The 12,996-nt window shown below is 73.3% G+C and carries 13 protein-coding genes; 3 read left to right on the forward strand and 10 right to left on the reverse strand.

Going from position 1 to position 12,996, the window contains the following annotated elements:
• Positions 1-406: 406 nt before the first annotated feature.
• Entirely contained in the window at positions 407-1,267 is an 861-nt protein-coding gene (locus AC1VWI_RS10720; protein ID WP_499516768.1) for a helix-turn-helix transcriptional regulator, read from the reverse strand.
• A 133-nt stretch (positions 1,268-1,400) separates the two neighbouring features.
• Between AC1VWI_RS10720 and AC1VWI_RS10725 the strand changes: the two genes are divergently transcribed.
• Both AC1VWI_RS10725 and AC1VWI_RS10730 read left to right on the forward strand, forming a co-directional pair.
• The gene (locus AC1VWI_RS10725; protein ID WP_499510743.1) at positions 1,401-2,264 is read left to right on the forward strand and encodes an NAD-dependent epimerase/dehydratase family protein; all 864 of its coding nucleotides are present in this window, start codon (positions 1,401-1,403) and stop codon (positions 2,262-2,264) included.
• Positions 2,265-2,334: 70 nt separating this feature from the next.
• Entirely contained in the window at positions 2,335-3,024 is a 690-nt protein-coding gene (locus tag AC1VWI_RS10730; RefSeq protein WP_499510744.1) for a DUF5995 family protein, read from the forward strand.
• An 11-nt stretch (positions 3,025-3,035) separates the two neighbouring features.
• Here AC1VWI_RS10730 and AC1VWI_RS10735 read toward each other — a convergent pair whose 3' ends face one another.
• The 8 genes from AC1VWI_RS10735 to rpe form a co-directional block, all read right to left on the reverse strand.
• Complete coding sequence (locus tag AC1VWI_RS10735) at positions 3,036-4,742, reverse strand: flavin monoamine oxidase family protein (RefSeq protein WP_499510745.1); 1,707 nt, start codon at positions 4,740-4,742, stop codon at positions 3,036-3,038.
• 62 nt (positions 4,743-4,804) lie between these two features.
• The gene (locus AC1VWI_RS10740; protein WP_499510746.1) at positions 4,805-5,605 is read right to left on the reverse strand and encodes a carbon-nitrogen hydrolase family protein; all 801 of its coding nucleotides are present in this window, start codon (positions 5,603-5,605) and stop codon (positions 4,805-4,807) included.
• A 186-nt stretch (positions 5,606-5,791) separates the two neighbouring features.
• Complete coding sequence (locus AC1VWI_RS10745) at positions 5,792-6,256, reverse strand: Lrp/AsnC family transcriptional regulator (protein ID WP_499510747.1); 465 nt, start codon at positions 6,254-6,256, stop codon at positions 5,792-5,794.
• A gap of 180 nt (positions 6,257-6,436) precedes the next feature.
• Positions 6,437-7,885, reverse strand: coding sequence for a GuaB1 family IMP dehydrogenase-related protein (locus AC1VWI_RS10750; RefSeq protein ID WP_499510748.1), 1,449 nt, complete (start codon positions 7,883-7,885; stop codon positions 6,437-6,439).
• Positions 7,886-7,931: 46 nt separating this feature from the next.
• Complete coding sequence (locus tag AC1VWI_RS10755; protein ID WP_499510749.1) at positions 7,932-8,249, reverse strand: barstar family protein; 318 nt, start codon at positions 8,247-8,249, stop codon at positions 7,932-7,934.
• On the reverse strand, positions 8,246-8,638 hold the full coding sequence (locus AC1VWI_RS10760; RefSeq protein ID WP_499510750.1) for a guanyl-specific ribonuclease: 393 nt from the start codon (positions 8,636-8,638) through the stop codon (positions 8,246-8,248). Before AC1VWI_RS10760 ends, AC1VWI_RS10755 begins: the two co-directional genes overlap by 4 nt.
• 109 nt (positions 8,639-8,747) lie before the next feature.
• Positions 8,748-9,791 carry a sugar-binding transcriptional regulator gene (locus AC1VWI_RS10765; protein ID WP_499510751.1) on the reverse strand — a complete coding sequence of 348 codons (1,044 nt, stop codon included), beginning with the start codon at positions 9,789-9,791 and terminating at the stop codon, positions 8,748-8,750.
• Between the two features lie 66 nt (positions 9,792-9,857).
• A complete protein-coding gene (rpe, locus tag AC1VWI_RS10770; protein WP_499510752.1) occupies positions 9,858-10,523 on the reverse strand; it encodes a ribulose-phosphate 3-epimerase in 666 nt (221 codons plus the stop codon).
• A 148-nt stretch (positions 10,524-10,671) separates the two neighbouring features.
• Between rpe and AC1VWI_RS10775 the strand changes: the two genes are divergently transcribed.
• Positions 10,672-12,822 (forward strand): MMPL family transporter, encoded by a 2,151-nt coding sequence (locus AC1VWI_RS10775; RefSeq protein ID WP_499510753.1) that lies wholly within the window; start codon positions 10,672-10,674, stop codon positions 12,820-12,822.
• Positions 12,823-12,886: 64 nt separating this feature from the next.
• Here the strand turns inward: AC1VWI_RS10775 and AC1VWI_RS10780 are convergent, their stop codons facing one another.
• Positions 12,887-12,961, reverse strand: a complete 75-nt coding sequence (locus AC1VWI_RS10780) for a 50S ribosomal protein bL37 (RefSeq protein WP_373297613.1) — start codon at positions 12,959-12,961, stop codon at positions 12,887-12,889.
• Positions 12,962-12,996 lie beyond the last annotated feature (35 nt).

A 12,996-nucleotide genomic window follows, 5' to 3' on the forward strand; every position in this document is an offset into this window, starting at 1 on the left:
TCGGCCAGGGGGAGCACCCCGCCACATCCCCTCCCATGTGTTGGGCGACTGACGGCCGGTGGGGGGTGAGTAGGCACTTGCGGCAACCCCGGACCGCTCTGTGAACCCCCACCGGCCGTTGGTCGCCCGGCGATACGGAGGGGGCGGGGTTGTTGGGGGCACCCCCGGCCGAAGGCTGGGGGAGGGTGGGCGTTCTGGACGCTGACGTGTATGTGTTGTGCGGCACAGACGACACAACAAGTACCGCCCGCCATGCACATAAATATGCGGTCCAGAATGCGCAGCCCCGGAGGCCCCGCCCCCGGGCCACCACCCACGCGCGAGGCCCGCACTGACCGCGCCGGGCAATCAGGCGGGCGGGCGGGAAACCCCCAACAGCAGCCACAACGCACCCGCACACACCAACTCACCGCACCGCGAGGTCCTGCAGCCCCACAACGCGAAGCAACCGCAACCGCTCGTAGGACTCGCTCCCCGGCCGCGCCGTGTACACGATCAACCGCTGATCATGCTCCGCACTGAGCAGCACCTCGCACTCCAGCTCCATCAGCCCCACCACCGGATGCTGGAACCGCTTCACATCCGCGCGCCGCACGGCGACCACGTGCTCGTCCCACAGCCTCGAGAACTCCGCGCTGCGCCCCCGCAGTTCCGCGACCAGCGCGCCCGCGCGCGCGTCGTCGGGCCGGGCGGCCAGGACCGCACGCAGGTGGGCGACGTGACGCCGGGCGTGCTCCTCCCGGTCCCCCGGAGGGAAGAGCTCGCGCGCCGCCGGGTCGAGGAAGAAGCGGCGGACGATGTTGCGCTCCCCCGGTGGCCGGGAGGCCGCGTCGCCGACGAGCGCCGCGGCCATCGCGTTCTGGGCGAGGACGTCCCCCGCGTCGCTGACGACCTGCGCCGGGGTGTCGTCGAGCCGGTCCAGCACCAGCAGCAGTCCGGGCCGTACGTGCCCCGTGGCGCCGGCGTCGCCGGCGCCGCGGGTGTCGCGGGGCGGTTCCTCGCCGGCCAGGTGGAAGAGGTGGTCCCGTTCGTCCTCGGACAGGCGCAGCGCACGGGCGAGCGCGCCCAGGATCTGCCGGGACGGCCGGGGGCCCCGTGACTGTTCGAGCCGGGTGTAGTAGTCCGCGGACATCCCGGCGAGCTGGGCGACCTCCTCGCGGCGCAGCCCGGGGGTGCGCCGCCGGACGCCGACCGACAGGCCCACGTCGGAGGGGGCGAGGCGGGCGCGGCTGCGGCGCAGGAAGTCGGCGAGCTGCGCGCGGTCGATGTCCACGTTTCAAGCATCCCGCCGGGCCGGGACCTTATCCAGGGAGTGTCGGTCCCCGGATGCGGAGGTCTCTCCCGCGGCGCCGCGGGCCGCCGCAGCCTGGTCGCGTGACGGCGACGAGAGGGGACCGAGGATGCTGACGCTGGTGACGGGGGCGACCGGTCGGGTCGGCAGCCGCTTCGTGCCGAGGCTGCTGCAGTGGTGCCGCCCGGGCGAGGAGGTGCGGCTGCTCGTGCGGGACGCGGAGCGGGGCGAGGGGCTCGCCCGGCTGGGGGCGCGGATCGCGGCCGGGGACCTGCGGGACCCGGAGGACCTGCGCAAGGCCCTGGCGGGCGTGGATGCGGTCGTGCACCTGGCGGCGGTGTTCCGGGACGGCTCGCAGGAGGGCACCTGGGCAGTGAACCGCGATGCCACGCTGGCCCTGGCGCGGGCGGCCGCCGAGGCCGGGGCGAGGCGTTTCGTGCAGGCGAGCACGAACCTGGTGTACGGCGAGGGCCGGGGCCGCCCCCTGGTGGAGGACGACGCGAGCGTGCCGGGCGGCCCGATGTGGGGCGCGTACCCCGCGTCGAAGGCGGAGGCCGAGCGGGGGCTGCTGGAGCTCCACCGCGAGCTGGGCCTGGACGTCCGCATCGGCCGGCTGTCCTTCGTGTACGGCGACGGCGATCCGCACCTGGCGCAGTCCCTGCGCTGGGCGGGCGGCTGGGCGGCGCACCAGCGGCTGCACATGGTGCACCACGCGGACGTGGCCCAGGGCCTGCTGCGGCTGCTGCGGGCCCCCGGCATCGGAGGCCGGGCGTACAACATCGCCGACGACGCGCCGGTGTCGGCGGTGGAACTGCACTGGGTGAACGGCGCCGAGGTCCCGGGCGGCATGGCGGGGCGGGCGGCGGGCGATCCGTGGGACGGCGTGGTGTCGAACCTGCGCATCAGGGAGGAGCTGGGCTTCCGCCCGCAGTATCCGTCGGTGTGGACGGCCCGCGACGCGGGCGCGCTCTGACTCACCCGATCCGGGGACGCCACGGCCGCCGTGCCGCACACGCCGCCCGGCCTGCTGGGACGCTGTGCCCATGACGACGGCACGGCGGCCGGCCCCGGTGGGGGTGGGCCAGGTGGTGGCGCGCATGCGCGCGCTCGGCACGGCGCTCCCGCCGGGGGACGGGGTGGCGGTGTTCAACCGTGTCTACCTGTCGGTCACGGAGGAGATGGACGGCCGGCTGGCGGCGGGCGGCTTCGGCGATCCCGTCGCCGCCGCCGTGCTGGCCGCCCGCTTCGCCGCCCGTTACCTGCGGGCGGTTGACGGCGCGACCGACCGCCGTGCCGTCCCTGCCTGCTGGCGGCCGCTGCTGCAGTTGCGCGGGCACCGCGGCGTCCGCCCGCTGCAGTTCGCGCTGGCCGGGATCAACGCGCACGTGGGTCACGACCTGGCGCTCGCGGTGGTGGACACCTGCTCCGCGCTGGGGTGCGAGCCGCCTTCCCTGGAACGGGACTTCGACCGCGTGGGCGATCTGCTGACGTCCGTGGAGGAACGCGTCAGGGAGGAGCTGATGCCCGGCCCCGATCTGCTGGACCTCGCCGACCCGCTGACCCATCTCGCCGGTTCCTGGAGCCTGGAACGCGCGCGGGACGCGGCGTGGGCCGCGTCCCGCGTGCTGTGGTCGCTGCGCGGACTGCCCGAGGTGTACGGGGAGTTCGCCGAGAAGCTCGACTCCGGGGTCGGGCTGGTGGGGCGCTTCCTGCTGACCCCGCTGGGCCGCTGAGGGGTGGTGCGTCAGTCCTCGTCGAGCATGACCGGCGCGATCTCGTCGTAGAGGTCGCCCGGGCCCGGGTTGGTCGGGTCCGTGGTTCCGCCGAACTGGTGCATCACGCCCCACACGGCGTTGAGCGCGGTCTGCACGGCGCCCTCGGCCCAGCCCGCGGTCCAGGAGATGTCGTCGCCCGCGAGGTAGATGCCGCGCTTGTCCTCGGGGAGGGTGTCCTGCATGAAGTGGGTGAACAGGCGCCGCTGGTAGCGGTAGTGACCGGGCAGGTTCGCCTTGAACGCGCCCATGAAGTAGGGCTCGTTCTCCCACGAGACGGTCACCGGGTTGCCGATGATGTGCCCGCGGATGTCGACCTTCGGGTAGATCTCGCCGAGCGACTTGAGCATGACCTCCATGCGCTCGGACGCGCTCAGCGGCAGCCACTTGAGGCTGTCGTCGCACCACGTGTACGACAGGCAGATCACGGCCGGCTCGTCCGGGCCGTTGTCCAGCAGGTAGGTGCCGCGGGTCATGCGGTCGGTGAGCGTCATGCTCATCACGTCGCGGCCCGTCTGCTCGTCCTTGTCCAGCCAGAACGGCCGGTCGACCGGGACGAAGAGCTTGCTGGACTCCATGTAGTGGGTGCGCTCGATCGCCGTCCAGTGGTCGATCGGGAAGAGCGAGTCGTCGCAGTCGATCTTGCTGAGCAGCATCCAGCTCTGCGCGGTGAAGATCGCGGCGCGGTAGGTGCGGATGTCGCCGTCGGCGTCGGTGACGGTGATCCGGTTGCCGGCGGTGCGGTGCAGGCGGGTCACGGCCGGGCGGGGGTCGCCGCCGTGCAGGGACTTCAGCGAGGTGCCGAGCGGCCAGTGGACGATCTTCTGCGGCTCGCGTTCCCACAGCCGCAGCGGCAGCTGCTGGCTGCCGCCGACGATGCCGCGGTGGTGGTCGTCGGCCTCGGTGTAGACGACGCGCAGGATCTCCAGGATGGAGTTGGGGAAGTCGGTGTCCCAGCCGCCGGTGCCGAAGCCGACCTGGCCGAAGATCTCCCGGTGGCGGAAGGACTTGAACGCCTCGGAGTCGCAGAGGAAGCCGTAGAAGGTCTGGTTGTCGAGCTTCTCGACCAGCTTCGCCCAGATCTCGCGGATGCGCGGGACGTCGCGCTCACGCATGGCGCGGTTCATGTCGGAGAAGTCCGCGCCCTCCTCCAGGCAGGCGTTCCAGGCGTGCGCGACGTCGCGGTAGACCTGCGGCAGGTCGTCGATGGTCTGCGCGTAGTGGGACTCGCCCTTGAGGTCGACGACGGTCGACGGGGTCTCGGGGGCGAGCGGGTTGGGGAAGGGCGTGGTCTCCAGCCCCACCAGGTCGATGTAGTGCTGCAGGGCGGTGGAGGACGGCGGGAAGCGCATCGCGCCCATCTCCGCGGTCAGGTTCCCGTCGCAGCCCTCGAAGCCGACGGTGCGCAGCCGGCCGCCGATCCGGTCGGCCTCGTAGACGACGGGCCTCAGGCCCATCTTCATCAGCTCGTACGCGGCGACGATGCCGGACAGGCCGCCGCCGATGACCGCGACCTCCGCGCCGTGTTCGGTCGCCGGTATGGAGCCGAGGCCCGCGGCGCTCGCCAGGAAGTCGTCGTAGGCGAACGGGAAGTCCGGGCCGAACATGGTGATCGGCGGGGCCGACCGCACCTCGGGGTGCTGCTCGTCGTGGACCGCGGTGGGCACCGTGGACGTCATGGCGTGGTTCTCCTGGCTGTGAAGCGGTCAGGCGGGGCGGTGGCGGGGGAAGGGGGGCGCGATCAGCCCAGCGAGCGGTACAGCTCGGGGCGGCGGTCCTGGAGGTAGGGCGTCTCCTCGCGGACCGCGCGCAGGAGGTCCGGGTCGGCGTCGGCGACGACCAGCTCCTCGGTGGCTCCGGCCCGGGCGCGCACGGCGCCGTCGGGTCCGGCGAGGCAGCTCTGCCCCGCGAAGTCGAAGTCGCCCTCGGGGCCACAGCGGTTGGCGTAGGCGACGTGCACCTGGCTCTCGTACGCGCGGGCCGGCACCAGGGTCTGCGGGACGAACTCGTAGGGCCGCATCAGCGCGGTGGGCACGGCGAGCAGCTGGGTGCCGGCGAGGGCGTGGGCCCGCACGGTCTCCGGGAACTCGACGTCGTAGCAGATGAGGAGGCCGATCCGGACGCCGTCGAGCTCGGCCTGGACGACGGCGTCGTCGCCGGGGGTGAACCAGGTGCGCTCGAAGTCGCCGAAGAGGTGGGTCTTGCGGTAGTTGGCGAGGCGTCCGCCGTCCGGCCCGATCAGCTGGGCGGAGTTGAAGACGCCGCAGCCGTCGCGCTCGGGGTAGCCGTAGACGATGCCCAGGCCGTGCTCGGCGGCGATCCGGCCGACCCGGGCGGCGGCGGGCCCGTCGGCCGCCTCGGCGAGGCCCGGGACCGCGTCGCCGAGGGCGTAGCCGGTCAGGTACATCTCGGGCGTGACGAGCAGGCGGGCTCCCGCGGCGGAGGCCCGGCGCGCGGCGGCGTCGAGCGCGGCCAGGCTGTCGTCCACGGAGGAGGGGACGCCGCTCGGGCCTTGGTACAGCGCGGTGCGCAGCGGCGCCATGGAGCCTCTTTCGCCTGGTGGGGAGCGTGTTCCGGGTCTGCCTCGACGGTACGATTCCGGGCCTCGTGGCGACAAGACGCGTCCGTTGCGCACCGACCGCCGATTCGTTGCGCGCCGGGGCCCGGCGGCGGCGATTCGTTGCGCGGGGGCGGCCGGACCCGGCTCCCCGGCCGGGCCCGCGCGCGGTCACGGCTCCGGCTGGTCCGGCACTCCCGTGTAGCGGCGCAGCAGCGGCGACAGCACCAGGACGGACTTGGTGCGCTCCACGAAGGGCTCGCCGGCGATCCGCTCCAGGACGCGCTCGAAGTGGCGCACGTCGGCGGCGTAGATCTGGACGACGGCGTCCGCCTCGCCGGTGACGGTCGAGGCGGACGCCACCTCCGGGTAGCGCGACAGGCCGCGCCGGATGTCATCGGGCGAGGTGTTGTGGCGGCAGTAGAGCTCGACGAACGCCTCGGTCTCCCAGCCCAGCGCGGAGGGCTCGACACGGACGGTGAAACCCGTGATGGCGCCCTCCGCCAGCAGCCGGTCGACCCGGCGCTTGACGGCGGGGGCGGAGAGCCCGACGAGCGAGCCGATGTCGGCGAAGGAGCGGCGGGCGTCCTCGGCGAGGGCGTGGACGATGCGTTCGTCGAGTTCGTTCAGTCGCACTGGGGGTGGGTCACTTCTCTTCGCGAGCGAGCTGGGAACGGCGCGTGCCGTACGCACACCAGACTACGAGGCCGACCGCCGTCCACCCGGCGGAGCACTCCCGGGTGATCGCGCCCGAGGCAGGGACGCGGGTGCCCCCGTCCGCGGAAGCGGACGGGGGCACCCGAGCAGCGGTGCCGACTACTGCCAGCTGGCGTGCAGCGGCTTGCCCTCGGCGTAGCCGGCGGCGCTCTGGATGCCGACGACGGCCTTCTCGGCGAACTCGGCGAGGTTGGCGGCCCCGGCGTAGGTGCAGGAGCTGCGGACGCCCGCGATGATCGAGTCGATGAGGTCCTCGACGCCCGGGCGGCCCGGGTCGAGGAACATCCGCGAGGTGGAGATGCCCTCCTCGAACAGCCCCTTGCGGGCGCGGTCGTACGCGGACTCCTCGCTCGTGCGGTTGGCCACGGCGCGGGCGGAGGCCATGCCGAAGCTCTCCTTGTACGGCCGGCCGTCGGCGGTCTGCTGCAGGTCGCCGGGCGACTCGTAGGTGCCCGCGAACCAGGAGCCGATCATGACGTTGGACGCGCCGGCGGCGAGCGCCATCGCGACGTCGCGCGGGTGCCGGACGCCGCCGTCGGCCCAGACGTGCTTGCCGTGCCGGGCGGCCTCGGCGGCGCACTCCATGACGGCGGAGAACTGGGGCCGGCCCACGCCGGTCATCATGCGGGTGGTGCACATGGCGCCCGGGCCCACGCCGACCTTGACGATGTCGGCACCGGCCTCGATCAGGTCGCGCACGCCCTCGGCGGAGACGACGTTGCCGGCCACGACCGGCACCTGCGGGTCCAGGGCGCGGACGGCCTTCACGGCCTGGATCATGCTCTCCTGGTGCCCGTGGGCGGTGTCGACGACGAGCGTGTCCACTCCCGCGTCGAGCAACTGCTTGGCCTTGCCCGCCACGTCGCCGTTGATGCCGACGGCGGCGGCGATGCGCAGCCGCCCGCCGGCGTCGGTGGCGGGGGTGTACAGGGTGGCGCGCAGCGCTGCCTTGCGGGTCAGGATGCCGGCCAGCCTGCCGTCGGCGTCCACCGCGGGGGCGAGCTTGCGGTTGGCCTCCTCCAGGCGGTTGAAGGCCTCGCGGGGGTCGATGTCCGCGGGCAGCAGCAGGAGGTCCTTGGACATCACCACGGAGACCTGGGTGAAGCGGTCCACGCCGGTGAGGTCGTGCTCGGTGACGATGCCGACCGGACGGCCGTCCTCGACGACGACCGCGGCGCCGTGGGCCCGCTTGGGCAGTAGCGCCAGGGCGTCGGCGACGGTGGCGTGGGGGCCGAGCACGATCGGGGTGTCGAGCACGAGGTGCCGCTGCTTCACCCAGCTGATCACCTCGGCGATCACCTCGATCGGGATGTCCTGGGGGATGACCACCAGACCTCCGCGCCGGGCGACGGTCTCGGCCATGCGGCGACCGGCGATGGCGGTCATGTTGGCGACCACGAGCGGGATGGTGGTACCGGTGCCGTCCGGGGCCGAGAGGTCGACCGCCTGGCGGGAACCCACCGCCGAGCGGCTGGGGACCATGAACACGTCGTCGTACGTCAGGTCGTACGGAGGCTTTGCATCATTGAGGAAACGCACGTACTTCATTTTTGCACGGACCGGGCCGGAACGAACACGGAGGAAACTCCGGCGCTCACGAAGGGTCGCTCGTAGGTTCCTCCAGGACGACCTCGAAGGGGAGCAGGGCCGGGTCGTGGAAGGCGGCGGCGTCCGCGAGGACCTTGCGCGCGGTCCGCCACTGCTCCGGTTCGGCCGCCGCGAAGTCGGGCCAGCCGCGGACGACCAGGCGGAGCCCGCCCCGCGCGGGGTCGGGCAGGTCGGTGAGGCAGTCGTACAGGGCGTCCCAGTTGCGGCCGAACCAGCCGGGCAGCCGCAACTGCTCGGCGCAGCGGTCCATGAACGCGCTCTTGGTGGTGACCCCGTGCAGGTCCAGCACCGTCGTTGCCGTCATCTGCGGACCGTCCTGAAGCTCTGGTAGTGGTCGTCGGTGTAGTAGACCTCCCCGCCGGAGCCGGTGACGAAGCGCCGGGCGCCACGGTCGCTCGTCCCCGGGGTCGGGACGGTGTACTCGTGGTAGTAGCCGCGCGGGTGCGCGGGCAGCAGGCCCTCGATGTTCCCGAAGACGGTGCCGTCCTTCGCGTACGGGAAGGGGCCGCCCGCGTCGATCAGCCGGAGCGTCTCGCGGGCCTCGGGCGGCAGGCTCGTGACGGCCACCGTGGGCAGCGCCCCCACGGGTTCGGTGGCGGGCGGGGAGCAGCCGGTGAGCAGCAGCGCGAGGCAGCCCAGCAGGGCGAGGGCGAGGGCGATCACGGTGGCACGGCGGACGGGGCCGGTCGGCATGCCGCGATGCTGCCACAGCCCGCGACGCCCGCCGCGCAGGGCGCGCGAGCGGACGGTCGGCGGTCGGCTGTCGGCTGTCGGCTGTCGGCTGTCGGCTGTCGGCTGTGGACTAGAACTCGCGGAGCGCCTCGGGGTCCGCGCGGTCGAGGGCGGGCCGCGGCATGGGCGCGGTGGAGTCCAGCAGGTAGTCGGCGGCGGCGGTGTCCGTCACGATGCTGGTGACCAGGCCGGACCGGAGCACGGCGTCGACCGCGGCGGCCTTGCGCAGCCCGCCGGCGATGGCGAGCACCTCGGGGATGCGGCGCAGCCGGTCCGCCTCGATCGTGATGCAGCGCTCGCCCAGGTCACGGCCGACCAGCAGGCCCTCGGCGTCGAAGAGGTGCGAGGACATCTCCGCGGCGACGCCGAGGGAGGCGTAGTGCTCCCGCTCGGCGTCGGTCAGGGCGTCGTGGACGGTGGAGATGCCGGCCGCCCAGGAGCCGATCGACACCACGGCCACGGTGACCTTGTCGAAGTAGCTCATGGCGGCCGCGATGCCGCTCTGGGCGCGCAGCGCCGCCGCCGTCGCCGGGTCGGGCAGCACCATGGGGGCGTACATGGGGTGGGCCTCGCCGCCGGAGACAGCCGCGGCGGTGCGGACCGCCTCGACCGAGCCGCGGTCGGCGGTGCCGGCGTCGTACACGCCGGTGAGCTGGACGACCGTGCACGGCGGCAGGCGGTCGAGGGCGTTGGCCATGGTGATGATGGAGCGCCCCCAGGCGAGGCCGAGCACGTCGCCCTCGCTGACCAGCTCGCCGAGCAGCTGCGCGGCGACCGCGCCCAGGTTCTCCGGGTCGGGGCCGTCGGTCTCGTCGGCGGGCGACTCGACGACGACGGCGTGCCGCAGCCCGTAGCGGGCGCGCAGGGCGTCGGAGCGTTCGGCGTCGAGCTCGGCGGGGACCCTGATCTCGATGCGCACGAGGTCACGTTCGAGGGCCGTCTCCAGGACCCGCGCCACCTTGAAGCGGCTCACGCCGAACTCCTCGGCGATCTGGATCTTGGATTTTCCCTCCAGGTAGAAGCGGCGGGCCATCGCCGCCGCCTGGACCATCTCGCCGGGGCCCATGCGCACCCCTGTGCGGCCTGTGGTCACGTTCTCTCCCCAGTTGCCCATCTGATCGGCTCCGCGCTCATCCTCGCACGTACTCCGGAGTACCGGAGCACGCCGCCCACTCAGTGGTCAGTGCGCGCAGGCGGCCGCCGCCTGCTTGCGCAGCCCCCGTACCGCCTCGGCCGGGTCCTCGGCTCCGTAGACGGCCGAACCGGCCACGAAGACGTCCGCTCCGGCCTCGGCGCAGCGCTCGATGGTGGCGGCCGAGACGCCGCCGTCGACCTGCAGCCACAGGTCCAGCCCGTGCTTGTCGATCAGCTTCCTGGCACGCCGGATCTTGGGCAGCATGATGTCGAGGAAGGCCTGACCGCCGAAGCCCGGCTCCACGGTCATGATCAGCAGCATGTCGAGCTCAGGCAGCAGGTCCTCGTACGGCTCGACCGGCGTCGCCGGCCTGAGCGCCATCGAGGCCCGCGCGCCCTTGGCGCGGATCTCCCGGGCCAGGCGCACCGGCGCGGCGGCCGCCTCGACGTGGAAGGTGACGGAACCCGCGCCCGCCTCGACGTAGGCCGGGGCCCAGCGGTCCGGATCGGCGATCATCAGATGGCAGTCGAGCGGGGTCTTCGTCGCCTTGTGGAGGGACTCCACGACCGGCACGCCGAGCGTCAGGTTGGGGACGAAGTGATTGTCCATCACGTCGACGTGGAGCCAGTCCGCGCCTTCGACGGCCCGCGCCTCGTCGGCGAGGCGCGCGAAGTCGGCGGAGAGAATACTGGGGTTGATCTGCACGGCCATGGTCCCAGTATGGCGGTGCCGGGCGCTTCCCCGCGCACCGGGCGGACGGCTGTGGAAAACCTCCCCGCACGCCCCGTCCGGGCGTGGGATGCTGTGCGGATCGGGAGCACTCCTCGGGGGACGCCTTGGCGAGGCGGAGGTGGCGGGTGTGAAGGCTCCACACGGCTGGGCGGTCCTGGTCTGCGGCCGGCGCGGCAAATGGGTCGTGCTCGCGCTCTGGCTGGTCCTGCTGGTGGCGGTGGCGCCGCTGGCCCAGAAGCTCACGGACGCGCAGCAGAACGACTCCTCCTCCTGGCTGCCGGGCAACGCGGAGTCCACCCAGGTCCTGGAACTGCAGAAGCGGTTCCTGCCCGACACCGCCCCCGCCGTCGTGGTCTACGCGCGCCCCGGCGGACTGACCGACGACGACCGTGCGACGGTCGGTCAGGACGCCGCGCAGATACGGCGGATGACCGGGCACGGCGTCTTCGGCGGCCGCACCGTCGGCCCGGTGTACGAGGAACGCGCCGCCGGCCCGCGCGCCGCGCAGCTCATCGTCCCCATCGGTGTGGACGAGGGCGGCTGGACGGGCATCGCGGACGCGGTCGCCGACATCCGCGCCGTCACCGGCGACGGCACCAGCGGCCTCGAGGTGCACATCACCGGACCGGGTGGCTTCGCGGCCGACTCCGCCGAGGCCTTCGAGGGCATCGACGGCACCCTGCTGTACAGCGCGCTCGCCGTGGTCGTCGTCATCCTGCTGCTGACCTACCGCAGCGTCACCCTCATCCTGCTGCCGGTCGTCTCGGTCGTCGGGGCGCTGTTCACGGCGCAGGCGGCGGTCTACCTGCTGGCCGAGCACGCCGACCTCGTCGTCAACGCGCAGAGCGCGGGCATCCTCACCGTCCTGGTGTTCGGCGCCGGCACGGACTACGCGCTGCTGCTGGTCGCCCGCTACCGCGAGGAACTGCGCCGCCACGAAGACCGCCACGACGCCATGGCGCTGGCCCTGCACCGGGCGGGGCCGGCGATCGTCGCCAGTGCCGCCACGGTCGCGGTGAGCATGCTGTGCCTGCTGGCCGCCGAGATGAACTCGACCTCCGGGCTCGGGCCTGTCGCCGCCGTCGGCGTCGTCATCGGCCTGGCCGCCATGCTGACGCTCTTCCCCGCCCTGCTCGTCGTCGTGGGCCGCTGGGTGTTCTGGCCCGCCGTCCCGCACGCCGGTTCCGCCGAGCCCACCCGGAACGGGGTGTGGTCAGGGGTGGGCCGCCGCATCGACCGCCGGCCGCGCACGGTGTGGGTGGGCACCGCCGCCGTACTGGCCGCGCTCTCGCTGGGCGTGATCGGTCTGGAGGCGGCGGGCCTGAGCAACGCCCAGAGCTTCACCGGGACCCCCGACTCCGTCACCGGCCAGCAGGTCGAGTCCCGCTACTTCCCCGCCGGCTCGGGACAGCCGCTGGTGGTGATCGCCGACGCGGGTGCGGCGGAGCAGGTCAAGGCCGCGCTCGACGGCATCGAGGGCGTCGCACCGGGCTCCGCGGTCGTGCCGAAGGGCGCGCCCGCGCACAAGGACGGCCGGGTCTACCTGGAGGCCACGCTCACCGACCCGGCCGACAGCCAGGCCGCCGAGGACACCGTGGACCGCGCTCGCGGGACCCTGCACGCCGTACCGGGTGCCGACGCCAAGGTCGGCGGCGGTACGGCGGCACTGCTCGACGCGGGCCGCGCCGCGGCGCACGACAACGAGCTGCTCATCCCCATGATCCTCGTCGTCGTGCTGGTGATCCTGAGCATCCTGCTGCGGGCCCTCACCGCCCCGCTGGTGCTCATCGCGACCGTGGTGCTCTCCTTCGCCGCCGCGCTCGGCGTCAGCGTGCTCGCCTTCCGCCACGTCTTCGGCTTCCAGGGCGAGGACACGGCCTTCCCGCTGTTCGTCTTCGTGTTCCTGGTGGCGCTGGGCATCGACTACAACATCTTCCTGATGACGCGGATCCGCGAGGAGAGCGCGCTGTCCGGGACCCGCGAGGGGACCCTCACCGGCCTCGCGGCGACCGGCGGTGTCATCACCTCCGCGGGCCTGGTGCTCGCCGGCACGTTCGCGGCCCTGGCGACACTGCCCGTCGTGGGCTTCGCGGAGATCGGCTTCGCGGTGGCCTTCGGCGTCCTGCTGGACACCTTGGTCGTGCGGTCGGTGCTGGTGACCGCGCTCACCCTCGACCTGCGGCACCGCGTGTGGTGGCCGAGCCGCCTGGACCGCCCCCGCACCGGGGCACCGGCCGGGGAACCGGCCGCGCCCGCCGCCCCGCACGCCGGTCCGTGACGTCCGCCGGACAGCAGTGACCGCCCGCGCCGGGCGCGGGCGGTCACGTGCGGCACGGCAGGTGTCACGCGTTGGGACGCTTGCCGTGGTTGGCGCCCTTCTTCTTCCGGGCGCGCCGCTTGTTGCCTCGCTTGGACATGATGCCCAACCCTCTCGTACAGGACATTTCGACCG

The organism is Streptomyces sp. TOM-9 (genome assembly GCF_056858595.1).

Excerpts from the sequence above, each read along its gene's own strand:
- AC1VWI_RS10725 (WP_499510743.1), top strand. The coding sequence starts at position 1,401 with ATGCTGACGCTGGTGACGGGGGCGACCGGTCGGGTCGGCAGCCGCTTC.
- AC1VWI_RS10735 (WP_499510745.1), bottom strand. The coding sequence starts at position 4,742 with ATGACGTCCACGGTGCCCACCGCGGTCCACGACGAGCAGCACCCCGAG.
- AC1VWI_RS10730 (WP_499510744.1), top strand. The coding sequence starts at position 2,335 with ATGACGACGGCACGGCGGCCGGCCCCGGTGGGGGTGGGCCAGGTGGTG.
- rpe (WP_499510752.1), bottom strand. The coding sequence starts at position 10,523 with ATGGCCGTGCAGATCAACCCCAGTATTCTCTCCGCCGACTTCGCGCGC.
- AC1VWI_RS10760 (WP_499510750.1), bottom strand. The coding sequence starts at position 8,638 with ATGCCGACCGGCCCCGTCCGCCGTGCCACCGTGATCGCCCTCGCCCTC.
- AC1VWI_RS10740 (WP_499510746.1), bottom strand. The coding sequence starts at position 5,605 with ATGGCGCCGCTGCGCACCGCGCTGTACCAAGGCCCGAGCGGCGTCCCC.
- AC1VWI_RS10765 (WP_499510751.1), bottom strand. The coding sequence starts at position 9,791 with ATGGGCAACTGGGGAGAGAACGTGACCACAGGCCGCACAGGGGTGCGC.
- AC1VWI_RS10750 (WP_499510748.1), bottom strand. The coding sequence starts at position 7,885 with ATGAAGTACGTGCGTTTCCTCAATGATGCAAAGCCTCCGTACGACCTG.
- AC1VWI_RS10755 (WP_499510749.1), bottom strand. The coding sequence starts at position 8,249 with ATGACGGCAACGACGGTGCTGGACCTGCACGGGGTCACCACCAAGAGC.